The following is a 22,965-nucleotide window of genomic DNA, read 5'->3' as shown; positions in this document are numbered from 1 at the left end:
CGGCGAACACCGGTATCTTTCGCGCTGAGTGCGGAGTCGACCGGATCGAGCACGGGACGGCCACCGCACGCGGTGAGGTGTACGGGGGTGTCACGATCATGCATCTGGTGGATGGGACGGGCGAGCCCCGGACCGCGGACGCCGTCCCGGGCACAGTCCTGGTTCGGGTGCCGGTTCAGTTGCCCGTTCTGAGACGTCGAGGTGCGCGGCAGGCCCTGGGAGGCGCATTCTTGCTGTGGTACCCGCCTGGCGGCGAGCGGACGAGGACAGACCGATGACTGGGAGCGCCGAGCGTGCGGGTCAGGCGCCGGAAGGCCTGGCCACCCTGCTCACCGACGCCGTGACGGACGCCATCCGCGCCGCACGCGGCTTCGCGGGAGGGGTGTATCTGCGCTCGAGCACGCCCAGCATGCTGAAGCTGGCGGTCCTGGCCGGACTGCCCGGTCCGCTGTTCCGCCCGTGGTGGCGTATGCACAAGGACCGGCCGTTCCCCGTCGCCGACGCCCACCGGCTCGGCACGGAGGTCCTGCTCGCCGACGCCACGGAGACGATGCGCCGCTACCCGCAGCTCGCGGCCGGACTGCCCTTCCAGTTCGGCTCGGTGTACGTCCCCGTCGTAGGGGCGTCGACGTCCTACGGCGTCCTGACGGTGCTGTGCCCGCCGGTCGCGGACGCCACCAAGGTCCTGCCCGACCGTGACCGGATGACGGCGGTGGCCAAGGGGCTGGGCGCGGCCCTGCAGAAGCTGGAGGAGAACGGTCCCCCGGTGGTCTGGGACGCGGAACCGGTGTGCGTACGGCCACCGGTCGCCGGTCGGCCTCCCGGGCACATCGGGCGGTTCACGTGGGATCCGGCCGCCGCCACCGTGACCGCGGACGAGGCGCTGTGGGCCCTGCTGGGCATCGCGCCCGAGGGCTTCCCGGCAACGCCCGAGGCGCTCGCCGACGCGGTGTGCCCCGAAGACGCGCACCTCCTGCTGGCCGCGCTGCGCGACACGGCCGCCGGGCACCCGCCGCCCCACCCGCTGTCGGTGCGCACCCCCGACGGCGGCCTGCGTCTGCTGGAGCTGTGGACCGCCGACGCGTCCTCCGTCGTGCCTGCCGCGGTGCACCGGGTGAGCGGTGTCGTCGTCGATCCGGGCCCTGGCCCGGCGGCGGACAGGGCGGCGGACCTGCTGCCGGAGGGCCTGTTCGCCTTCGACCGGCGCGGGCTCGTCACCTACGTCAACCCGCGCGCCGCCGAACTCCTCGGCCGCCCGGCGGCCGACATGGTGGGACGGCCCCTGCTGACGGCGCTGCCCTGGCTGGACCGGCCCACGTACGAGGACCATCTGCGGGGCGCGATGTTCTCCCCGGAGCCGGTGCACTTCCAGGTCAGACGTCCGGGCGGGGACGGAGATCCGCCTCCGCCGGGGCACGGCGGCGCTCTGCTGGCCCTGTCCGTCTATCCCGGCCCCGAGATCCTGACCTGCAAGGTGGTGCCGATGGGGCGGGTCGCGGATACGGCGGAGGGCTCGGTGCTGGACGCGCCGGCGCCCTGGCCCGGCCCGGTCGGCGTCGACGATCCGGCGGCCGGGGTCACCGCGTCCGCTCCGCTGTACCGGCCGATCGTCCTCGCCATAGCGCTGACCGAGGCCATGACGGCCCGGCAGGTGTCGGAAGTGGTGATGCGGGAGCTGCTGCCCGCGTTCGGCGGACGCCGGCTCGCGATCTATCTGCTCCAGGAGCGGCACCTGTACCTGGCGTGGGAGACCGGCTTCCCTCAGGGCTTCCTCGCGCCCTTCGACGGGGTGGGGCTGGACGTCCGGCTGCCCGGTGTCGAGACGCTCACCGGCGGCCGCCCGCTCTTCTTCGAGTCGATGAGCCAGCTCGCGGCCGCGTATCCCGGCATCGCGCTGGACGCCGCCGAGGGAGCCCGCGCCTTCCTGCCCCTGATCGCCTCCGGCCGGCCGGTCGGCTCCTGCATCCTCGGCTTCGACCGTCCGCACGACTTCAGCACCGAGGAGCGCACGGTACTCACCGCTCTGGCGGGGCTGATCGCCCAGGCCCTGGAGAGAGCCCGGCGCTACGACGACGAAGCCGCCCTCGCCCGCGGCCTCCAGGAGGCCCTGCTCCCCCACCGGCTGTCGGCGCACCCGCGGGTCGAGACGGCCGGGCGTTATCTGCCCGGCACGCTGGGGCTCGACGTGGGCGGCGACTGGTACGACGTCGTCGAGGCCGGCGACGGGCTGGCCCTGGTCATCGGCGACGTACAGGGGCACGGGGTCCAGGCGGCGGCCACGATGGGGCAACTGCGCAGCGCCGTAAGGGCGTTCGCGCTCGGCGACCATACGCCGGACGAGGTGATGAGCGGCACCAACCGGCTGCTCATCGACCTCGATCCGGGCCAGTTCGCCAGTTGCTGCTACGTCCGCCTGGACCCGCTCACCGGCGTCGCCCATGTCGCCCGGGCGGGCCATCCGCAGCCTCTGCTGCGCCATCCCGACGGCCGCACCGAAGTCCTCGATGTGCCCGGCGGAGTGGTGCTCGGCGTGGATCCGCAGGCCCGGTACCCGGTGGTGGAGCTGCGCCTGGAACCCGAGGCGGTCCTGGCCCTGTACACGGACGGCCTCGTCGAGCGGCCGGGCCAGGACATCGACGAGGGCGTCGAAGCCCTCCGCGCCACCCTGGCCCGCGCGGGCACCCCCGACACGCAGGCGGGCAGTCGTTCGCTGAGCTCCGCCGCCAATCTGCTCACCCAAGAGGCCCGCCAGGCCACCGAACGCCCCGACGACATCGCGCTGTTGCTGACGACGCTCCGCGCCGCACCTCACCCGCACCACTGAGCGCGGGACGCGCCGCGTGCGGACTCAGTGGAGCGCGGCCGCGGTGAGTGTCTTCGCGGTCCGTACGGCGCTGGTGACCGCGTCGTCGGGCCCGAGCCCGCACAGGTCGGTGAGGGTGAAGAGGGCCTCTGCGCCGACGACCACGGCGAGGTCCCGCTTGAGCTGGGCGAACGCTTCCGGGTCCGTCGCCCCCAAGGTGTCCTGCAGGGGCGCCAGCGCGTAGTCGATCAGCCCGAACCGGATGCCGGGCCGCTCGCTCACCGTCTCGGGCCGGGTGACGGTGGCCGCGATCATGGCGCGCACGGACCCCTGGCGGGCCAGGATGCCTCGCAGCAGGAACTCGCAGGCGTAGGCGACGCGTTCGACGGGATCGCCGGAGTCCGCGACGGGGCGCAGAGCCTCGGCGGGCGGCGGCCAGGCACCGGCCAGCGCCTCACTGATGAGTGACGGCAGATCCTGGAAGTAGCGGTAGGCGGTCGCTTCGGACACCAGGGCCGCGCGAGCGACGGCGGGCATGGTGACCTCGGCGCCCGTCTCGACGAGTTCACGGGCGGCTTCGACGATCGCCGCACGGGTGCGCTTCTTCTGATTGCTGCGCCCGCTGTCCACCTGCGTTGCCACCGTTCGCCCCTCCTCCTGTTGACCAGCCCTCATCTTAGCACCGCCCTCTCTTTATGAGAGTTCACTTGCATAACGAGACCCACCTCCCTACTCTCATGAGAGTCAGCTCTCACGAAGGCGTCGAGGAGATGTCGATGAACGAGGTATCCCTGGTCGGCCCGGACGACGGCGAGGCGATCCAACTGGGCCCGGTGCGGATGCGCATCCTCGAAGACGGCAGCACCACGGGACATCGGCTCGGGATCGGCGAGATCACCCTCGCCCCGCACACCGCCGGCCCACCGCAGCATCGTCACGCCCAGCACGACGAGGGGTTCTACGTCGTCTCCGGCACCGTCCACTTCACCATCGGCGAGACCACCCACGCCGCCCCGGCCGGCACGCTCGCGATGATCCCGCCCGGCGCCCCGCACACCTTCGCCAACCTCGGCGACGAGCCCGCGGTCATGCTCAACACCTTCACACCCGACCTGTATGTGCAGTACTTCCGCGATCTGCGGGACATGATCGCGGGCGGCCAGGCGCTGACCCCCGATTCGACGGTCGAGGTGATGAGCCGTTACGCCACCGTCCCCGCCACCGACTTCGCGTAACGACCGGCCGACTTCCCTTCAGCACCGATCACTTGAGGACACCCCGATGACCAGCACCACGCACACCCTCACCCTCGACCAGGGCGACCTCGACGTCACCGTGGAGCTCCGGGGCCGCCAGGGGCGCCCCTTCCTGCTCCTGCACGGTGGTGGCGGCCCGCAGACGGTCACGCCGTTCGCCGGGCTGCTCGCCGAGCAGCGGCCGGCCAGGGTGTTCACCCCCTTCCACCCCGGCTTCGGCGGCACCGCCCGACCCGACTGGCTGACCGATGTCCCCACCCTCGCCCAGGTCTATGTGCGACTGCTCGACGAACTCGACCTGACCGACGTCGCCGTCGTCGGCAACTCCATAGGCGGCTGGATCGCCGCCGAGCTGGCCGCCCTCGGCAGCGACCGGATCAGCAGCGTCACCGTCGTCAATGGCGTCGGCGTCCAGGTCCCCGGCCACCCCGTCGCCGACACCTTCCCCCTGACGCCCCCCGAACTGGCCCGCCTCGCCTTCCACGACATCTCGAAGTTCCACTTCGACCCGAGCGCCCTCACCGAGGCGCAGCGCGCGGTCATGGCCGCCAACCGGGCGGCGCTGGAGGTCTATTCGGGTCCGCACGCCATGGCGGACCCCACGCTCAACGAGCGCCTGGCCAAGGTCACGCTGCCGACGCTGGTCGCCTGGGGCGAGAGCGATCAGGTCGTCGACGCCGACTACGGCCGGGCCTTCGCGGGGGCCATCCCGGACGCCCGCTTCGAGCTGCTGCACGCGACCGGCCACATGCCCCAGGTCGAGACCCCCGAGCAACTTCTGCCCGTGCTCTGGGACTTCGCCGACTCCCAGGCCGCCGACCGGAGCGTCCAGTGACCTCGGAGCAGGCGGCTCTCGGGCGTCGGTCGCCGACCCTGGTGCTGGCCGTCTGCTGCCTGAGTGTGCTGCTGGTCAGCCTCGACATCACCATCCTCAACGTCGCCCTGCCCACGATGCAGGACGACCTGAACACCTCGGTCGCCGGCCTGCAATGGACGCTGGACGCGTACACCATCGTGCTCGCCTCACTGCTGACGCTGGCCGGCTCCACGGCCGACCGCGTGGGACGGCGCCGGATCTTCCAACTCGGCCTGGTGCTGTTCACCGGTGCGTCCGCGCTGTGCAGCCTGGCGCCGACAGCGGGGTGGCTGGTGGCGTTCCGCATGGTGCAGGCCATCGGCGGCAGCATGCTCACCCCGGTCGCCATGGCCATCCTCGCCAACACCTTCCGTGAGCCCCGGCAGCGGGCACGCGCCATCGGCGTCTGGGGCGGGGTCGTCGGCCTCAGCATGGCGGCCGGGCCGGTCCTCGGCGGCGTACTGGTCGAATCGGCGGGGTGGCGTTCGGTGTTCTGGCTGAACGTGCCGATCGGTCTGGCCGCGGTGCTCCTGACCGCGCTGTACGTCCCCGAGTCGCGTGCGCCGCGGGCCCGCCGGGTCGACCCGGTCGGACAGGTGCTGGTGATCGTGCTTCTCGGCACGCTGACGTACGCCGTCATCGAGGCGCCGGACAAGGGCTGGACCTCGCCGCCGATCGTGCTCTGCCTGATCGCCTCGGCGAGCGCGCTGGCCGTCTTCATCCCCTACGAGAACCGGCGCACCGAACCGCTCATCGAGCCGCGGCTCTTCCGCAACGCGCCGTTCAGTGCGGCGGTCACGTCAGCGGTCTTCGCCTTCGCCGCACTCGGTGGCTTCCTGTTCGCCAACACCCTCTACCTCCAACAGGAGTTGGGGCTGAGCGCCCTAAACACCGGGCTGCATCTCCTGCCGATGGCGGTGCTGTCGCTGGTGTGCCCGCCGTTGTCCGGCCGGATCGTCGGCAGCCGGGGCCCGCGCATCCCGCTGCTGCTCGCCGGGTCGGCCATCACCGCGAGCGGCGTGCTGGCCGTGGCCGCCACCCGCTCGACCCACCCCTCGTTCGTCCTCCTGTCGATCGATTACGCCCTGTTCGGCCTGGGCTTCGGCTTCGTCAACGCGCCCATCACCACCACGGCCGTCTCCGGCCTGCCGCCCGCCCAGGCCGGGGTGGCCTCCGCGGTCGCCGCGACCAGCCGCCAGGTCGGCACCTCGCTCGGCATCGCGGTGATCGGCGCCGCGCTGGCGGCCGGGGCACGTCCGGCACCCTGGTGGATCATCGCCGGTTGCGGGCTGGCGATCCTGGGGCTGAGCACCTTGGCGCCCGGCCACGCAGAGCGCAGCCGCGCCCCTGTAAATGCCGGGAAAGGGGCAGGCGAGCGAGGCCCCGTGCGGACGACGGTGAACCGGCTTCAGGCCGAGAGGAGCGGCGGCGACGGCGACCCCGGCTCCCTCTGAAGGCGGCACCGCCGGTCGCGGGGCGGAATCTGAGTACGCGCACTCATGTGGCCGGCCCCGACCTGGATGAAGGTGGGGGCGGAGGTGCGGAGGATGAAGGAGAACATGGCGGCCCAGCGGCGCCGAGGCCGCGGGCGGTACGCCCGGGCGGGCGGACTGTTGCTGGCGTTCGCGCTGGTGGGGCTGACCACGGCGTGCTCCCGCGAGCCGTCGGAGAAGGAGTTGCGGAAGCAGGCCACGTCGCCCGCAGCACAGGCCCGCAGGGCGGTGGAGGAAAAGAAGATGCGCGCCCTGATCAAGCACCTCACCGCCGTCGAGGGCCTGGAGCACGTGCTCACGCGCTTCAGCGACTCCTGCGGCAGGCCCTATGACGGCTCGGTCTTCGAGAACAACCAGTCTCCGAATGCCCTCAGGTGTGACATGCGAGCCGTCGCCTACTTCGGCGTCCGAGGAGACATCACCGACGTACTGCCCCGGATCCGCGCGGCCCGTATCCAGCCCTGGGGGCCGCAGGAGAAGGGGCGGGACATGCCGTATGCGGGCGGCACCGTGAGCTACGCGCTCGACTACCACCGTCATCACGGCCGGTACAAGGACGGCAGCCTGATGCCCGCACCGACGCTCGAAGCGCCGGGGCTGGATATCGACTGGGACCGGCCGGACATGCCGCTCCCGAACCTGGTCGAGGAGCCCATCGCGTGCCCTCCGGCCGGGTCCGGCGGAATCTACGAGCGCTGCTCGACCACGCCGAAAGCCCCGATGAGCGTGGCGGCCGCACGGTCCCGGTACGGCACCCTGCTGACCTTCAGCCTCGGCGGCTATGCCTCCTCCGGGGACAGCTACTTCACCGTGCCGCGCCGGAGCTGACCCTCTTGGCCTCGGACCGGGGACAGACCCACGGCAGACGTACGGACTTGTTCGATGACGGTCGTACTATGGCCTGGTCGCGTTGATGTCGCCCCAGGGAGTTGCCGTGGTCCGCCCCCGTACGACCCCACGGAGTGTGGAGCACCCCGCGATGGCGGACGTCTCCTTGCAGCAGGTGCTGGAAGCGCTGTCGGATCCGGTGCGGCGCCAGGTGGTGTGCCAGCTTGCCCGGACGGGGCAGGACCTCAGCTGCGGCACGTTCGACGTGCCGGTGTCGCGCTCGACGTCGACCCACCACTTCAACGTGCTGCGCGACGCGGGAGTGATCCGCCAGTACTACGTGGGGACCACCAAGCTGAACGCGCTGCGCGCGGACGAGATGGAGGACCGCTTCCCGGGCCTGCTGTCCGCGCTGGTGGCCGCCTCCGCCCGCGAGGCCGACAGCCCGGGCCACTGATACCTGGCCACTAATCCCTGGCCATTGATCTCTGGCCACTGAAGGGTTCACGCGTGCGCCGGCTGGGGCGGCCCGGCGGACGGCTCGAAGCCGGCCAGCATCTGCTCCAGCGCCGCCTGGTCGGGCCCGACGAAGGGCGACGCACCGGCGGCCGAACCCAGGGTGTCGATCATCCGTCCGGTGATTCCCGGGGCCGGCGGCAGATGCGTGGAGAGGATCAGCTCCGGTTCCCTGTCCCGCAGGGGCTGGAACGTTCCGAGGAACAGCTGCTCGTCGACGTTCTGCACCCACGGGCTGTCCACGCTCGCCCACAGCAGCTGGGCGGTGCGCAGATCGTCGGCGCCGATCTCGCGGACGTCGGTGGCCTGCGCCAGTTCCGGGGTGGCCAGTGGCCCGCCGAAGCAGTCGGAGCTGAAGCAGACGCCGGACCGGTCGTCGAAGAAGCCGACCGTCGCCGGGTTGTCGAACAGCGGCGGCCGGAACCCGGTGAGCGTGCGGTCGCCGACGTCCAGTGACTGCCCGGGATTGAGCAGGTAGAGCCGGTCCATCGGCAGCGGCCGCTCGCAGGACATGATCCCGGCGGCCAGGAACGTGGTCACGAGCCGTGCCCGGGGAGCCGCGGCGAGCAGCTCGAAGATGCCGCCGGTGTGGTCGCGGTCCGGGTGGGTGAGCCAGATCCACCGCACATCGGCGGGGTCGAGCACCGAGGCGAGCGTCTCCAGGAAGTTCCGGTCGGGCAGCCCGAGACCGGTGTCCACGACGACGGGCTGGTCGGCGTGCAGGACAAACGCGTTCACGGGAACGTGCCCGATCCCGGGCACTGCGAGGCTGTCGCTCAACACGCTGATGTCGGGTCGGACCTTGTGAACAGGCATGGCGCACCTCCGAGCCCCCAGGGGTGATCGCTCACGGCTGCCATCTCCATCGTCGCCCCCGGCCGGTCCCGTCGCATCCGCGGGACCGGGCGGCATGCGGCGATCGCCCCATCGGCCGAAGACGGGTGCCCTTGCTGCGATGAGTTCCGGCCGGGGCGCGAGTCTGTTCTGGTGACGGTCACAGAACGTCGTACGACGCTGCCCGGCACGAGACACCTCGGAGGACACATGACGACCACGCCGCACGACCCGGCCCCCGCGCAGCCCGGCCGCCCGCCCCTCGTCGACCTGGCCACCTGGCAGGCCGCCCGCGACGAGCTGCTGATCCGCGAGAAGGCCCACACCCACGAGGGCGACGCCATCGCCGCGGCCCGCCGCCGACTGCCGATGGTGGAGTTCGACGGGACGGTGGAGGTCGTCGGACCCGACGGTCCGGTCCCGTTCCTCGACCTGTTCCAGGGTCGCGACGAGCTCGTGGTCTACAAGCACATGTGGTACGACGGCACGCCGCACCAGGGCCAGTGCGAGGGCTGCACCACCACGGCCTGGCACATCGACGATGCGGTCTACCTCAACGCCCGCGGCGTCTCGTTCGCCGTGCTGACGACGGGCGCGTGGGACGAGGTGGCCCCCTATGTCGAGTTCATGGGCTACACCCAGCCCTGGTACTCGGTGCGCGACGTGGACGGGCCGGCCGGCGGCAGCATGGGTTACCTCACCTCCTTCCTGCGCGACGGCGACCGTGTGTTCCTCACCTACTCCACGACCGGCCGCGGCAACGAGCGGGCCAATGGCTCCCTCGGCCTGCTCGACATGACGCCCTACGGCCGTGGTGAGGCATGGGAGGACAACCCCAAGGGCTGGCCCGAGGGGCTCGCCGCATGCTGGTCCTGGCGTTCGGACGCGGACGGGAACGCCACCTGGGGTCCGACCAGCCGCCCCGTGCCGCAGTGGACCCGCCCCGGCGCGCCCCCCGTGGAGACCCTCGGCCGACGCGGCCACCACCACTGACTCGCCTTCGCCGACGGCGTCGGCAGATGTGTGCTCAGTGGGCCGCGTCCAGCCGTGCCCGCTGGTCCGGTGTCAGTTCCAGCTCCACCGCGGCCAGGTTCTCCTCCAGCTGGGCCACCGAGGACGCGCCGGCCAGCGGGATCACCGGAAGCTCGCCGCCGATCTGCCAGGCGAGCACCACCTGGTTGACGCTCGCGCCCGTCTCCTCGGCCACGTCCCGCAGGACGGCGAGGCGGGCCGGGGTGCCCGGGTGGTCGTAGTCGGGCGCGAGCGGCTTGTCCTGGCGGGCGTAGGCGCCGCCGAGCAGCGGCGAGTACGCGACAAGGGTCAGGGCGGGCTCGGCACGCAGATAGCCGAGCAGTTCTCCCGAGGCTCCGCCGAGGCTGCCGTCCGGGAAGAGCTCGGTCGGAATGTCGGTGCGGGGCCGCAGATGGCTGTGCTGGTACTGGAGGATCTCGTAGCCGGGCAGACCGGCCGCGGCGGCCACGGCGCGGGCCCGCTCCACCCGCCAGACGGCGTGGTTGCTCGCTCCGAGCAGGCCCACGGTGCCCTCCGCGACCAGCTCGGCGAAGCCCTCGACGGTTTCCTGCAACGGCACGGTCGAATCCTCGATGTGCGCGTACAGCAGATCCAGCCGCTCCACGCCGAGCCGCTCCCGACTGCGTTCGGCCGCCTCGCGGATCACCTTCGCCGAGAGCCCCTCCGGGTTGTCGGTGTAGCTGGTGCCGGGAGCCAGCGGGCGGGCGCCGAGCTTGGTGGCGACGACGACCTCGTTGCCGATGCCGCGGCTGCGCAGCCAGCGGCCGAGCAACTTCTCGCTGTGCCCGCCCTGGCTGCCGTCCACCCAGAACGCGTAGTTGTCGGAGGTGTCGATGAAGTTCCCACCGGCCTCGACATAGCGGTCCAGCACGGCGAAGGACGTCTTCTCGTCCGTCATCGAACCGAACAGCATCGCCCCCAGGGCGAGCACGCTCACCTCGCGGCGGGTCGTCGGATCGGTGCCTATGGTGCGGTACTTCATGGTGTCCCCTCCGGTTCGGGACCGCTTTCCGCGGGCCCGGAACGGAGTCTGCGTCTTGGAGTGCACTGCAAGTCAAGGCCCGTGAACAGGAGGGACACCGGGGCCCTCACGAGGCGAACGGCCCCTCCAGGGCTGCCCATTGCAGCAGCATGATGGTCTTCGCGTCGGCGATCTCACCGGAGCGGATCATCTCCAGGGCCCGGCGGAAGGGCAGTTCGACCAGTTCGATGTCCTCGCCCTCCTCGTCCAGTCCCCCGCCCTCGTGCGTGCGGGTCGAGGGGCCGTACGAGGCGGCGTAGAAACTCACCCGCTCGGTGACCGAACCGGGGCTCATGTAGACGTCGAAGACATGCTCGATCGCGCCGATGGTGTGCCCAGTCTCCTCCACGACCTCGCGGCGTACGGCGACCTCGGGATGCTCGTCCTCCTCGTCGAGGAGCCCGCCCGGCGTCTCGATCAGCATGCCGTCCGGGTGTCCGTTGACGTACACGGGATAGCGGAACTGCCGTGTGAGCAGCACGGTTTCGCGCTCGGCGTCGTACAGCAGGAGCGTGGCCCCGTTGCCGCGGTCGTGCGTCTCGCGCTGCTGAGTGCTCCAGGTGCCGTCGGCGTGCTGGAAGTCGAAGGTAGTGGTGCGTTCGACGTACCAGTAGCAGGACAGCAGCTTCACGTCCCGCACCTTCACCCGCGCGTTCCCGGTGAGGTCCAGGCCGGTGCGGTCGAGTCCGGTACGGCCGCGGCTGTCGGGGGTGTCGATGCCCGCGGTCATCGCAGGCCCGCCTGAGGGGAAGAGGGGGAGGAACTTCGGAAGTTGGTCATGATCGCTTCTACCATCCCGGCCGCGCCGGTGTCAGGACGTGTCTGTTCGGCGTCGAACCCGGGAATGACGACTCCCCTGTCCACAAGCGGTTCCGGCACATCTAGGCTCTCCGCATGGAACAGACGGAGATCATCCTGCGCGCCATCGCCGTGCTCACCGAGACCAACGCGATGGCACGCAGGATCGCCCTGGACGAGAGCGCCGCAGTCGACCCGGGCGAGACCCAGCTCGGCGCGCTCGTCACGGAGGTCTTCCCCCGGGTCGAGGTGCCCGGTGACGCGGGCCCCGCGGAGGCGGGTCAGGCGGTCGCGGACGCCTACCTGCCCGCGACCATCTCGCTCGTGGGCGCCTTCGCCTTCCTCTTCTCCGAGCTCTCCGAGGTGCACGACGCGGGACGCACCGACATCACCACGGCCGACCTCCTGCAGCAGCTCGCCCTGCGCATGTCGGGGGCGGCGGAGTGACGCCGACGGCCCGTCCTTCGTGCGCGGGGCCCCCGCTCACTTCCGGGGGAGTCGGGCGGCGACGTATTCGGTGAGGTCGAGGAGCCGGTTGGTGTAGCCCCACTCGTTGTCGTACCAGCCGAAGACCTTCACCAGGTCGCCGTGCGCCTGGGTCAGCGGTGCGTCCAGGACGCAGGAGGCGGGGTCGCCGACGATGTCCCGGGAGACGATCGGGGCGTCGGACACCCGCAGGATTCCCTTCAGCGGCCCGTCGGCCGCCTCGCGGAACGCGGCGTTGACCTCGTCGGCGGTCACGGGCCGTTCGAGCACCACGCTCAGGTCGGTCAGGGAGCCGTCCTCGACCGGAACGCGCACGGCGATGCCGTCCAGCGTGCCCGCCAGCTCGGGCAGCACGAGGCCGACCGCACGGGCGGCTCCGGTGCTGGTCGGGATGATGTTGACGGCGGCGGTACGGCCACGGCGCGGGTCCTTGTGCGGGCCGTCGAGGACCACCTGGTCATTGGTGTAGCCATGGATGGTGGTCATCAGTCCCTTGACGAGGCCGAAGTGCTCGTCGAGTACCTTCACCATCGGCGCGACGCAGTTGGTCGTGCACGACGCGTTGGACACCACGTGGTGATGGTCCGGGTCGTACGTGCCCTCGTTGACGCCCATGACGAGCGTGGCGTCGACGTCCTTGCCCGGCACGGACAGGAGCACCTTGCGGGCGCCCGCCGCCAGATGCCGTCCGGCGTCCGCGCGGGTGCGGAAGCGGCCGGTCGACTCGATCACCACGTCCACGCCGTGTTCGCCCCAGGACAGCGCCGCGGGGTCGCGCTCGGCGGTGACCACGATGCGATGGCCGTCCACCGTGAGAGAGGTGTCGTCGTGCTCGACGGTGCGGCGTAGCCGCCCGTAGGTCGAGTCGTACGTGAGGAGATGGGCCAGCGCCTCAGGTGAGGTGACGTCGTTGACCGCGATCACCTCGATGGCCGTGCCGGTCCTGGTCTCCGCGCGCTCCAGCGCGCTGCGCAGGTAGTTGCGTCCGATGCGCCCGAAGCCGTTGATTCCCACGCGCACGCTCATGGCTTGCCGCCCTCCCGGTGGATGTCTGGTGTGCGCTGTCAGCCTGCGGGCCCGCCTTCCGGTCGGGCAGGGGCCGTACGGGGACGATCGAAGGGACGTTCGGCCCGGCGGCCGGGAACGGAAGGCACTTCGGCCCTGGTCGGGGGAAGGTCGGCCCCTCCCCCGCCGGGGGTTCAGGGAGCGAGGCTGAAGGGGCATCGGGGTCCGCCTCCCCTCGGGGAGGCGACCCGCAGGCGTGGGAGCAGGACTCCGCGCTCTCGCCCCAGTGGAGGAGGTGGACGCCGTGAGGACTCGCACCGTCGGCGAGGTGATGACAGGTGACGTCGTCGAAGCGCGCCGGGAGATGTCGTTCAAGGAAGTGGCCCGGCTCATGGACGGGCACCGCATCAGCGGACTGCCCGTGGTCGACCACGACGACAAGGTTGTGGGGGTCATCTCGGAGTCCGACCTGATCCGTGGACAGGCGGCCCGTGCCGAGCGGGACGCCGGGCACCGGCTGCGCATGCCGGCGCTGCGGCGCACCACGCGCGGAGCGGCCGTCAAGGCTCGCGCGACGACCGCGGGGCAGCTGATGTCGACGCCGGCCGTCACCGTGCATCCGGAGCAACGCATCGCGGACGCGGCGCGGGTGATGGAGCGTCATCACATCGAGCGGCTTGTGGTGGTGGACGAGGAGGACCGGCTGATCGGCATCGCCACGCGGCACGACCTGCTGCGGGTCTTCCTGCGGACGGACGACGAGATCCGGCAGGACGTCCTCGACGAAGTCGTCACCCGTGCCATGGACTTGCCACCCCGCACCGTCTTCGTGACGGTCCACGAGGGGATGGTCACGCTGGAGGGGCGGCTGGAACACCGCAGCGACATCCCGCGCGCGATCCAGCTGACCTGGCGGGTGGACGGGGTGGTGGGCGTGATGAACAGCCTGACCTACCGCGTCGACGACATCCACGCGCCCGCGAAGCACCCGTCCCACAGGGTCCAGCACCCGTGGCTCCCGGAACGGTGACCACTGCCTCGCGGTGACGCGACCGCGAGTCCGGTGGTCCCTGTTCACCGGTCCCGTTCGGCCCCCTTCGGGCGAGGCCGGACAGGCCCTGTTCGGGACCGTCGGTACCTGGGTGAGCGCAACGGGCGCGGGAGACGGTGGTGGTGGGGAGCGGCACCCCTCCCTCAGGGTGCCGCTCCCCGCCCGCGCTCGCCGCGCCGATCCCGACCACGGAGGCATGACCGCAATGACCCGACACGACGCCCGGACCCGTTCCGCCGCCCAAGAAGGCGCACCGTCGGACACCGCCATCGCCGTGGACCGGTTGGTCGCCGGCGGGCTGAAGGCGCTGGCCGACTACGAGGACCTCACGCAGGAGCGGATCGACCACATCGTCAAGAAGGCCTCGGTCGCCGCCCTGGACCAGCACACCGGGCTGGCCCGGCTGGCCGTGGAGGAGACCGGCCGCGGTGTCTTCGAGGACAAGGCCGCCAAGAACCTGTTCGCGTGCGAACACGTCACGCACAGCATGGGCAGCATGCGGACCGTGGGGGTCATCGCGCGCGACGACATCGACGACATCATCGAGATCGCCGAACCGGTCGGCGTGCTGTGCGCGGTCACCCCGGTCACCAACCCCACCTCCACCACGATCTTCAAGGCCCTGATGGCGCTGAAGACCCGCAACCCGATCGTCTTCGCCTTCCACCCCTCGGCCCAGCGGTGCAGTGCGGAGGCAGCTCGCGTCGTGCGCGACGCCGCGGTCGCCGCGGGCGCCCCCGAACACTGTGTGCAGTGGATCGAGACGCCGTCGATCGAGGCGACACGCGTCCTCATGGAGCACCCGGGCGTCTCGCTGATCCTCGCCACCGGCGGCAACGCCATGGTCAAGGCGGCCTACTCGGCGGGAAAGCCGGCGCTCGGCGTCGGTGCCGGCAACGTCCCCGCCTACGTCCACAAGAGCGCCGATCTGCGCCGGGCGGTCAATGACCTCGTCCTGTCCAAGGCGTTCGACAACGGCATGATCTGCGCCTCCGAGCAGGCCGTCATCCTGGACACGGAGATCTACGACGCGGCGCTGGCCGAGTTCCGCACCCTGCACGCCTATCTGGCCGGCGCCGAGGAGAAGGCGAAGCTGGAGGCGTTCCTGTTTCCCGTGGACGCCTCCAACAGCGGCTGCGAACCGAAGGTGAACGCCGCGGCCGTCGGCCGGAGCCCGGTGTGGATAGCCGAGCAGGCCGGGTTCACCGTGCCCGCCGACACCTCGATCATCCTCGTCGAGGCGGGCCGGGTCGGTCCCGACGAGCCGCTGACCCGCGAGAAGCTGTGCCCCGTGCTCACCGTGCTGCGGGCCGGCTCCCGGCAACAGGGCTTCGACCTGGCAGCCGACATGGTCGCCTTCCACGGGCAGGGGCACAGCGCGGTCATCCACACCGGCGACAGCGCGCTCGCGGAGGCGTACGGCACGCGCATGAAGACGGTACGGATCATCGTCAACGCGCCCTCGTCGCAGGGCGCCATCGGCGGCATCTACAACAGTCTGCTGCCGTCACTGACGCTGGGCTGCGGTTCCTGGGGCAGCACCTCGGTGTCCAACAACGTCTCCGCCGCGAACCTGCTGAACATCAAGCGGGTCAGCAGCCGTCACAACAACCTGCAGTGGTTCAAGGTTCCGCCGAAGATCTATTTCGAGCCGGGGTCCATCCGCTATCTGGCGTCCATGCCGGACGTCCACCGCGTCACCATCGTCACCGACGCGACCATGACCCGCCTCGGCTTCGTCGACCGGATCGGCCGCGTCCTGCAGCGGCGTCACGAAGCGGTGACCGTCCAGGTCATCGACAACGTGGAGCCGGAGCCGAGCATCGACTCCGTCCAGCGCGGCGCCGCCCTGATGCGCGAGTTCCGCCCGGACGTCATCATCGCGCTCGGCGGCGGCTCGCCGATGGACGCCGCCAAGGTGATGTGGCTCCTGTACGAGCAGCCCGACATCGACTTCGCGGACATGCGGCACAAGTTCTCCGACATCCGCAAGCGGGCCTTCCGCTTCCCGGTGCTCGGCGAGCGCGCCCGCCTGGTGTGCATCCCGACCACCTCGGGTACCGGCGCCGAGGTCACTCCGTTCGCGGTCATCTCCGATCCCGCGACCGGCAAGAAGTACCCGCTGGCCGACTACGCCCTCACGCCCAGCGTGGCCATCGTCGACCCGATGCTCGTCGGCGACCTGCCGCCGGCCCTGGCTGCCGACAGCGGCTTCGACGCCCTCACGCACGCCATCGAGGCGTACGTCTCCGTGTACGCCAACGACTTCACCGACGGCCCCGCCCTGCACGCGATCCGGCTCGTGTTCGACAACCTCGAAGCGGCCGTGACCGACCGTGCGAACCGGCCCGACGCCCAGGAGAAGGTGCACAACGCGGGTACCATCGCCGGAATGGCCTTCGGCAACGCCTTCCTCGGCATCGTCCACGCCATGTCGCACACCCTCGGCGCCACGTTCCACATCGCCCACGGCCGCACCAACGCCGTCCTGCTGCCGCACGTCATCCGCTACAACGGCACCGTCCCCGGCAAGCTCACCGGCTGGCCCAAGTACGAGCACTACCGGGCCCCCGAGCGCTTCCAGGACATCGCCCGCAGCCTGGGCCTGGCGGCCGCGACACCGGCCGAGGGCGTCGAGTCCCTCGCCACCGCCGTGGAGCGGCTCCGCGAAGCCGTCGGCATCGAGCCGTCGTTCCACGCCGTCGGCGTCGACGAGCACACCTTCCTCGGCTCCCTCCCCCAACAGTCCCTCAACGCCTACGAGGACCAGTGCGCCCCCGCCAACCCCCGCATGCCCATGCTCGACGACATGCAGGAGCTCATGCGCGCGGCGTACTACGGCGGGGACGGGGCCGCCACCGCTCAGTCGGCGTCGTAGGAAAGACGGCTTTCAGTAGCCGATGGTGAAGCGGCGCTGAATGAAGCGTGGCAGCTCCACCTCGTCGACCAGGGCGACAGCCGCGTCCTCCACCGAGATGCGGCTGCGGCCCTCGGCGTCCAGGACGGGCTGGTCGCCGCCGACCCTGAAGCGACCTGTGCGCTCACCCGGGGCGATCTCCTCCGCCGGGCTGAAGTAGGTCCACAGCCGGTTCGATGTGCGCAGGACGTTCAGGGCGTCCCGGTGTCCGCGCACCGCCGCCGCGTAGTCGCGTGGCAGCCCGAGTTGGTCGAGGGCGGCGTGCAGTCGCTCGTCGGAGTCTGCGCGCACCACTCCCGGCGCGTCCTCCAGACTCCCGGCGCCGCCGATCACGATCAGCCGGGTCCGCGGGCGGCTCTCCAGAGCCTTCAGCAGGGCCCGCGCAGCGGTGGCGTACACCGTGGGGTCGGCGATCGAGCGTCGCACGGTGTCGGCGATGTCCTTGGCGGCGTTGCCCGGCTGGAACCCGCTGACCAGGACGTCGAGACCGGGCAGGACGCCGGCGATGCTCGCCGGGTCCAGGACGTCGAGGCTCGCCCAGGTGATGCCGTCCCGCTGCTCCGCGGTCTTCGCCTGCGAGGCATCGCGGCTGAACGCCCTCACGTGGTGCCCGCGGCGGAGGGCTTCCGCGACGACGCGGCTGCCGATGGTCCCTGTGGCTCCGATGACTCCGATGTGCATGTCTCTCCCCTGTGCATGCGGACATGGACGACACCCGATGGTGACGCCGTGCGAAAACTATACGCCGTGAAGTTTTCTTACAGAGTCCAGTATTAGGACGCTGTAGAGTGACCGCGTGACAGCGACAGGCGGCAGGGGAAGACGCGAGCGGCTGCGGGCCGAGACAACGGCTGAAATCAAGGCCGTGGCACTGGCGTTGATGGCCTCCGGCGGACCCGATGCCATCACCCTTCGGGCCATCGCCCGCGAGATGGGGATGACCGCCAACGCCATCTATGGCTACTTCGCGACCCGGGACGACTTGGTCACGGTCCTCATCAACGACGTGTACACCGCACTGGCCGACGCCGTGGATGCCGCCTGGGAGGCCGCCCCCGCACAGGATCCGGCCGTCCGGATCCAGGCATGGGCCGACGCCTTCCGCGGCTGGGCCCTGGCCAATCCCCAGGGATTCCGGCTCATCTACGGTGACCCCGTCCCCGGGTACCACGCACCCGAAGGAGGCGCCGCCCCGGACGCCGCACGCCGGGTCTGCATCGGACTCACCGCTCTGGCGGCAGCCGCATGGCCCCACGCCCAACACCTCTACGAGGACAGCGCCTTCGAGTGGTCCGACTTCGACACCGGACTTCTCGACAAGGTGCGCCCGGCCTTCCCGGAACTGCCGCCCGCGGCCGTCGCCCTCGCGCTGCGCATCTGGGGACACCTGCACGGCCTGGTGTCCCTGGAGGTCTACGGCCATATGCACACGCAGACAGCCAGGCCGGAGAAGCTCTTCCAGGAGGAACTCGCACAGCTCGTACGGACGTTGGGCGTCCCGCACCCATAGCGGCCGCGGGCGGCGCGCCCCGAATACCCCTAGCCGACGCGGGAGACAGCCGTGGTGCCCCGGACCACGAGGCGCGGGGCAATGACGATCTCGCCCTCCGGACCCTGCTCGCCCTGCTCGCCCTGCTCGCCGTCCAGGCGGGCGATGGCCCGGCCGACGGCGAGTTGTGCCAGGCGCGGGATGTCCTGTCCGACGGTGGTGAGGTCGATGTGGGCGAGGCGGGCCAGGCGGCTGTCGTCGAAGCCGACCACGGAGATCTCGTCGGGGACGGCCACACCGGCGCGCAGGAAGGTGTCGAGGACGCCGGTCGCGCAGCGGTCGTTGAAGGCGAGGACCGCGGTGGGCCGGGCACCTTCGGTCAGGAGGGCGTGCGCCGCCGCGGCACCGTCCTCCTCGGAGAGGCCGCCGGGCAGGACGCGGAGGTGGCCGGTGAGGCCGTGGCGGTTCATCGCGGTGCGGTAGCCGCGGCATCGGTCGGCGGCGCCGGGTGCCCTGCCGCCGTCGATGTGCGCGATGTCGCGGTGGCCGAGTGCCACCAGGTGGTCGACCGCCTGGCGGGCCCCTTCGTCGTCGGCAGTGCGTACGACGTCCACGCCCGGCGCGTCCGGTCGTAGCCGTCGCGCCACCGAGACGACCGGCAGCCCGGTCGCGAGGTCGGCCAGCCGGGCGCCGGGGACCTGCGGCCCGAGCAGGATCAGGGCTTCGCAGCGGTCGGCGAGCAGGGCCTCCACGGCCTGGCGCTCGTCACGGCTCGGGGCGACCGCGCTGAGCGCCACCTGGTATCCGGCGGGCTCGGCGGCGACGTAGATGCTCTCCACCAGGTCGGTGTGGAAGGGCTGGTGCAACCCGAACTGCACGCCGAGCAGCCGGGAGCGGCTGCTGCGCAGCAACCGGGCCCGGGTGTCCGGCCGGTAGCCGATCTCCTGCGCCGCTTCGAGCACCCTCTCGCGGGTGGCGGCGCCCGCGCCCTTGGCCCCCCGCATCACGATGGAGACCAGGGCGACGGACACGCCCGCACGTGCGGCGACGTCGGCGAGGGTCGGCCGCTTCCCGCTCGGAACAGTGGGGGTTGCCGGCACGGCTGCCCTCCCTGGTCTCGTCGGTCGGGGTGTCCTTCCCCGCGGGGATCGTAGCCGAGCCCTCGGCGCGCTTGCCGTCAGCCGGCTGTCGGCATGGCCCGAGCCCGTCTCACGAACCCGCTGGTACGACCCTACTGCAACGTTCTAGTCGGCAACCGTGCGAAGCCTTGACACAGACCCCGACCGAATGGCGTACTGCTGCTGCACAACTAGAACGTTCTAGTCACGTAAGAGCCGGCGCGGGCCCCGCCGGCCCGGTCATGAGCACCTGAGAGAGGGCGAGCAGCGATGTACACACTGGCCGTCTGCGCCGAGATGGTCTTCCGGGACCTGCCGATCGAGGAGCGGGCGCGGCGCATCCACGACGCCGGTTTCCAGGTCGAGATCTGGGACTGGACCCGGCACGACCTGGACGCGCTCGCCCGGACCCCGGCCGAGTTCTCCTCGATGACGGGCTATATCCGTGGCAGTCTCACCGACGAGGCGGGCTCCGCCGAACTGCTGCGCACCGCCGAGGAGTCGCTCAAGGCTGCGGAGCAACTGGGCTGTCCCCGGCTGAATCTGCACGGCACCGGTCTGGACGGCGAGGGCCTGCCGGTGGTGCCGGTGATCGGCGCGGCAACCGGTCCCATGTGGATCGCCGCCCACCGCACGCTCGCCCGTCTCGCCGAGCTGGGCGAGGGCGCCGGCGTCACCTTCACGCTGGAGAACCTCAACACCGCGGTCGACCACCCCGGCGTCCCCTTCGCGACAGCCGCCGACACGCTGGCCCTGGTCGCCGCGGTGGACCGCCCCGGCCTGCGGATGAACCTGGACCTCTACCACGCCCAGATCGGCGAGGGGAACCTGATCGAACTGGTCCGCCGTGCTCACGGGTTGGGCCTGATCGGCGAGATCCAGGTGGCGGACGTGCCCGGCCGCCAGGAGCCCGGCACGGGCGAGATCAACTACCCGGCCGTCGCCCGCGCCCTGACGGACCTCGGCTACGACGGCACGGTCGCCATGGAGGCCTGGGCCTCGGACCACGACAGCGAGCGCGCCCTGGACCGCTTCCGCTCGGCGTTCGCCGTCTGAACCGGTCCTCGTCGCCCCTGAACCTCCCCCACGGACGTACGGAGATCCCGCATGACCACCCACCAGCCCCAGCCCCTCGCCATCGCTCTCATCGGCGCCGGACGCATGGGTTCCTTCCACGCCGAGACCCTCGCGCACCGGCTCCCCGGTGTCCGCCTCGCCGCCGTCGCCGACCCGGCCCCGGGCGCGGCACGACGCCTCGCCGACCGGCTCGGCTGCCCCACCGCGTACACCGAGATCGGCGATCTGCTCGACGATCCGGAGGTGGACGCGGTGGTGATCGCCACTCCGGCGCGTACCCACGCCGGTCTCGTCGAGGCCGCGGCGCGGGCGGGCAAGGGCGTCTACTGCGAGAAGCCGATGGCGGTCACGCTCGCCGAGGCCGATCGCGCCATCGCGGCCGCCGCCGAAGCGGGCGTGCCGCTCCAGGTGGGCTTCAACCGCCGCTACGACACCGGTTTCCGTGCCGCCCACGAGAAGATCGCGGCAGGTGGCATCGGCACCCCACAACTGCTGCGCTCGCTCACCCGCGACCCGAAGCTGGTCGACCCGGCGCCCATCCCGCCGTGGACGATCTTCCTCGAAACCCTCATCCACGACTTCGACACCCTGCGTTACCTCAACCCCGGCGCCGAACCGGTCGAGGTCTTCGCCTGGGCCGACGCCCTCGTGCGGCCCGACTTCAAGGACCGGGGTCTCCTCGACACCGCCGTGGTCACCATCCGCTTCGACAACGGCGCCCTGGCCACCGCCGAGGCCAACTTCCAGGCGGTGTACGGCTACGACGTCCGCGGCGAGGTCTTCGGCTCGGCGGGGATGCTGACGATGGGCGACATTCGCCGCAGTCATCTGACGTCCTACGGCGCCGACGGCATCGCGGCCGAGTGCGTCGGCTACGACCAGGACCTCCTCCACGACGCGTACGTCGCCGAACTCGCCGACTTCGCCGACTGCGTCCGTAACGGCCGCGCTCCGTCGGTCACCGGCGAGGACGCCCGCGCCGCACTCTCCATCGCCCTCGCGGCCATCCGGTCGGTCGGCACCGGGGCTCCCGTGCGGATCGAGGACCTCAAGGAGTAGGGCGGTCGAGGCCCCTCCCGAGCGGACGGCAGTGATCCATCCGCGTTAGTCCGCAGTCGAGGGGGGTACTCGGAAGTAGTGACGTGTACGTCACGGAAGTGGCCGTAGCGGGCCTGGAGGTGCTGATCATGGGGCACGGCGGGAACGTCATCAAGGAGTTGACGGCCGACCACGAGGAAGTCGAGGAGCTCTTCGGCAAGATCGAGGCGCTGCCGCCCGGTGAGAAGAGCCGCAAGGTCTACGCGGACCGGGTCACCATGGAGTTCGTACGTCACTGGGTGGCCGAGAAGGCGTACCTCTACCCGGCTGTGCGTCAGTACCTGGACAACGGGGACGCGGTCGCGGACAAGGAGATCGACGACCAGTCCAAGGCCGAACGGATCATGAAGGATCTGGAGAGCCACGAGGCGGACGATGCCGAGTTCGACCGGCTCGTGGGCCTGCTGATGAACGAGATCCGGTGGCACATCGCCGAAGAGGAGGAGAACCTCTTCCCCAAGTTGTCCGTCGCGGCTCCCGCGGGGGCCCTCGACGACCTGGGCGAGAAGGTCCGGCAGGCGAAGAAGACGGCACCGGCCCGTCCGGGCCCGGCGGCAGCGGACAAGCCTCCGGCGTGACGTCGAGCGGTCAGCGACCGGGGCGCCACCGCGATGTCGCGGTGGCGCCCCGAGGGGACCGCACGGTCACCGCAGCCAGGTGTTCCGGCTGACGAACGGCATCCTGGCCCAGGCCTTGCCGAGACCCCATGTCACGCCCGCGCCCGCCGCCGCGAGGGCGATCAGGACGACGGCGTAGATGACGTGGTAGTCGACGAACGGGTTGGTGGACATGCTCACCGAACCGTCGGACAAGTGCTTGGCCGGAGGCCATTCCGCGACCCACATCAGCGCCATCATGGCGGTGCCGGCGACGGCGGCCAGGCGCAGCGCGATGCCGCAGACGAGGGCGAGGCCGACGCCGAGCAGGCCGAGCATGAACAGCCAGTCGGCCCAGCCCGCGCCCGCCCAGTCGTGGAACGTGGACTCCATCGGGCCGGCGGCAACTCCGCTGAGGAAGCCCTTGGTCGGGGATCCTCCGTCGATCCAGCCCCTGCCGGACGGGGTGGCGTAGCCGAAGCCGAAGGTCTTGTCGAGGAACGCCCACAGGAAGACGAACCCCGTCAGGAGGCGGAGCCCGGCGAGCGCGTAGGAACGGACGGCCACGGCCGTCGTGGTCACGGCGTCGCCGGTCGTGGTCGAGGTGCCGGTCCTGCGCAGCGACGGGAAGTGGAACCCCGTGTGCCGGTGGGAGTGCTCGTGGACTGACATGGTGGTCATCCCTTCCGGG

At 71.1% G+C, this 22,965-nt stretch carries 22 protein-coding genes; 14 read left to right on the top strand and 8 right to left on the bottom strand.

All coding sequences use genetic code 11. The features are described from left to right. Window positions 1-274 precede the first annotated feature (274 nt). On the top strand, window positions 275-2,824 hold the full coding sequence (locus tag AB5J56_RS43630) for a SpoIIE family protein phosphatase (protein WP_369241833.1): 2,550 nt from the start codon (window positions 275-277) through the stop codon (window positions 2,822-2,824). 24 nt (window positions 2,825-2,848) lie between these two features. Here AB5J56_RS43630 and AB5J56_RS43625 read toward each other — a convergent pair whose 3' ends face one another. Continuing rightward, window positions 2,849-3,445 (bottom strand): TetR/AcrR family transcriptional regulator, encoded by a 597-nt coding sequence (locus tag AB5J56_RS43625; RefSeq protein WP_369241831.1) that lies wholly within the window; start codon window positions 3,443-3,445, stop codon window positions 2,849-2,851. Between the two features lie 134 nt (window positions 3,446-3,579). On the opposite strand from AB5J56_RS43625, the gene AB5J56_RS43620 reads away from it, so the two are divergent. The 5 genes from AB5J56_RS43620 (at window position 3,580) to AB5J56_RS43600 (ending at window position 7,693) form a co-directional block, all read left to right on the top strand. Beyond that, entirely contained in the window at window positions 3,580-4,038 is a 459-nt protein-coding gene (locus AB5J56_RS43620) for a cupin domain-containing protein (protein ID WP_369241829.1), read from the top strand. A gap of 46 nt (window positions 4,039-4,084) precedes the next feature. Continuing rightward, entirely contained in the window at window positions 4,085-4,894 is an 810-nt protein-coding gene (locus AB5J56_RS43615) for an alpha/beta fold hydrolase (protein WP_369241827.1), read from the top strand. Further along, on the top strand, window positions 4,891-6,369 hold the full coding sequence (locus AB5J56_RS43610; RefSeq protein ID WP_369241825.1) for a DHA2 family efflux MFS transporter permease subunit: 1,479 nt from the start codon (window positions 4,891-4,893) through the stop codon (window positions 6,367-6,369). The genes AB5J56_RS43615 and AB5J56_RS43610 overlap by 4 nt, the downstream gene beginning before the upstream one ends. Window positions 6,370-6,462: 93 nt before the next feature. Next, window positions 6,463-7,236 (top strand): hypothetical protein, encoded by a 774-nt coding sequence (locus tag AB5J56_RS43605; protein ID WP_369241823.1) that lies wholly within the window; start codon window positions 6,463-6,465, stop codon window positions 7,234-7,236. Between the two features lie 151 nt (window positions 7,237-7,387). Further along, on the top strand, window positions 7,388-7,693 hold the full coding sequence (locus AB5J56_RS43600) for an ArsR/SmtB family transcription factor (protein ID WP_369243147.1): 306 nt from the start codon (window positions 7,388-7,390) through the stop codon (window positions 7,691-7,693). Between the two features lie 47 nt (window positions 7,694-7,740). Here AB5J56_RS43600 and AB5J56_RS43595 read toward each other — a convergent pair whose 3' ends face one another. After that, on the bottom strand, window positions 7,741-8,568 hold the full coding sequence (locus AB5J56_RS43595; protein ID WP_369241821.1) for an MBL fold metallo-hydrolase: 828 nt from the start codon (window positions 8,566-8,568) through the stop codon (window positions 7,741-7,743). 228 nt (window positions 8,569-8,796) lie between these two features. Between AB5J56_RS43595 and AB5J56_RS43590 the strand changes: the two genes are divergently transcribed. Next, window positions 8,797-9,579, top strand: a complete 783-nt coding sequence (locus AB5J56_RS43590) for a DUF899 family protein (protein WP_369241819.1) — start codon at window positions 8,797-8,799, stop codon at window positions 9,577-9,579. 34 nt (window positions 9,580-9,613) lie between these two features. Here the strand turns inward: AB5J56_RS43590 and AB5J56_RS43585 are convergent, their stop codons facing one another. Together AB5J56_RS43585 and AB5J56_RS43580 are read right to left on the bottom strand one after the other, a co-directional pair. Then, entirely contained in the window at window positions 9,614-10,600 is a 987-nt protein-coding gene (locus AB5J56_RS43585) for an aldo/keto reductase (RefSeq protein ID WP_369241817.1), read from the bottom strand. A 106-nt stretch (window positions 10,601-10,706) separates the two neighbouring features. Further along, complete coding sequence (locus AB5J56_RS43580) at window positions 10,707-11,369, bottom strand: NUDIX domain-containing protein (protein ID WP_369241815.1); 663 nt, start codon at window positions 11,367-11,369, stop codon at window positions 10,707-10,709. Window positions 11,370-11,533: 164 nt separating this feature from the next. Between AB5J56_RS43580 and AB5J56_RS43575 the strand changes: the two genes are divergently transcribed. Further along, window positions 11,534-11,884 (top strand): hypothetical protein, encoded by a 351-nt coding sequence (locus AB5J56_RS43575; RefSeq protein ID WP_369241813.1) that lies wholly within the window; start codon window positions 11,534-11,536, stop codon window positions 11,882-11,884. Between the two features lie 36 nt (window positions 11,885-11,920). Here the strand turns inward: AB5J56_RS43575 and gap are convergent, their stop codons facing one another. After that, entirely contained in the window at window positions 11,921-12,949 is a 1,029-nt protein-coding gene (gap, locus tag AB5J56_RS43570; RefSeq protein WP_369241811.1) for a type I glyceraldehyde-3-phosphate dehydrogenase, read from the bottom strand. A gap of 283 nt (window positions 12,950-13,232) precedes the next feature. Between gap and AB5J56_RS43565 the strand changes: the two genes are divergently transcribed. Beyond that, entirely contained in the window at window positions 13,233-13,958 is a 726-nt protein-coding gene (locus tag AB5J56_RS43565) for a CBS domain-containing protein (protein WP_369241809.1), read from the top strand. A 226-nt stretch (window positions 13,959-14,184) separates the two neighbouring features. Continuing rightward, a complete protein-coding gene (gene adhE / locus AB5J56_RS43560; RefSeq protein WP_369241807.1) occupies window positions 14,185-16,857 on the top strand; it encodes a bifunctional acetaldehyde-CoA/alcohol dehydrogenase in 2,673 nt (890 codons plus the stop codon). A 12-nt stretch (window positions 16,858-16,869) separates the two neighbouring features. Here the strand turns inward: adhE and AB5J56_RS43555 are convergent, their stop codons facing one another. After that, window positions 16,870-17,577: an NAD(P)-dependent oxidoreductase gene (locus AB5J56_RS43555; protein WP_369241805.1), complete on the bottom strand. Its 708-nt coding sequence runs from the start codon at window positions 17,575-17,577 to the stop codon at window positions 16,870-16,872. A 115-nt stretch (window positions 17,578-17,692) separates the two neighbouring features. Between AB5J56_RS43555 and AB5J56_RS43550 the strand changes: the two genes are divergently transcribed. Further along, a complete protein-coding gene (locus tag AB5J56_RS43550) occupies window positions 17,693-18,406 on the top strand; it encodes a TetR/AcrR family transcriptional regulator (RefSeq protein WP_369241803.1) in 714 nt (237 codons plus the stop codon). Between the two features lie 29 nt (window positions 18,407-18,435). Here AB5J56_RS43550 and AB5J56_RS43545 read toward each other — a convergent pair whose 3' ends face one another. Continuing rightward, the gene (locus AB5J56_RS43545) at window positions 18,436-19,485 is read right to left on the bottom strand and encodes a LacI family DNA-binding transcriptional regulator (protein ID WP_369241801.1); all 1,050 of its coding nucleotides are present in this window, start codon (window positions 19,483-19,485) and stop codon (window positions 18,436-18,438) included. Between the two features lie 288 nt (window positions 19,486-19,773). On the opposite strand from AB5J56_RS43545, the gene AB5J56_RS43540 reads away from it, so the two are divergent. The 3 genes from AB5J56_RS43540 to AB5J56_RS43530 all read left to right on the top strand — a co-directional run bounded on the left by AB5J56_RS43540 (window position 19,774) and on the right by AB5J56_RS43530 (window position 22,256). Beyond that, the gene (locus AB5J56_RS43540) at window positions 19,774-20,559 is read left to right on the top strand and encodes a TIM barrel protein (RefSeq protein ID WP_369241799.1); all 786 of its coding nucleotides are present in this window, start codon (window positions 19,774-19,776) and stop codon (window positions 20,557-20,559) included. Between the two features lie 51 nt (window positions 20,560-20,610). Beyond that, on the top strand, window positions 20,611-21,639 hold the full coding sequence (locus tag AB5J56_RS43535) for a Gfo/Idh/MocA family oxidoreductase (protein ID WP_369241797.1): 1,029 nt from the start codon (window positions 20,611-20,613) through the stop codon (window positions 21,637-21,639). A gap of 128 nt (window positions 21,640-21,767) precedes the next feature. Further along, window positions 21,768-22,256, top strand: coding sequence for a hemerythrin domain-containing protein (locus AB5J56_RS43530; protein WP_369243145.1), 489 nt, complete (start codon window positions 21,768-21,770; stop codon window positions 22,254-22,256). A gap of 66 nt (window positions 22,257-22,322) precedes the next feature. Here AB5J56_RS43530 and AB5J56_RS43525 read toward each other — a convergent pair whose 3' ends face one another. Next, the gene (locus AB5J56_RS43525; RefSeq protein WP_369241795.1) at window positions 22,323-22,946 is read right to left on the bottom strand and encodes a hypothetical protein; all 624 of its coding nucleotides are present in this window, start codon (window positions 22,944-22,946) and stop codon (window positions 22,323-22,325) included. Window positions 22,947-22,965 lie beyond the last annotated feature (19 nt).

Origin of the sequence: Streptomyces sp. R21 (assembly GCF_041051975.1) — a bacterium.
GTDB lineage: Bacteria > Actinomycetota > Actinomycetes > Streptomycetales > Streptomycetaceae > Streptomyces.
Note: the sequence above shows the minus strand (reverse complement) of the source record. Positions and strands in the feature narration are given on the sequence as shown.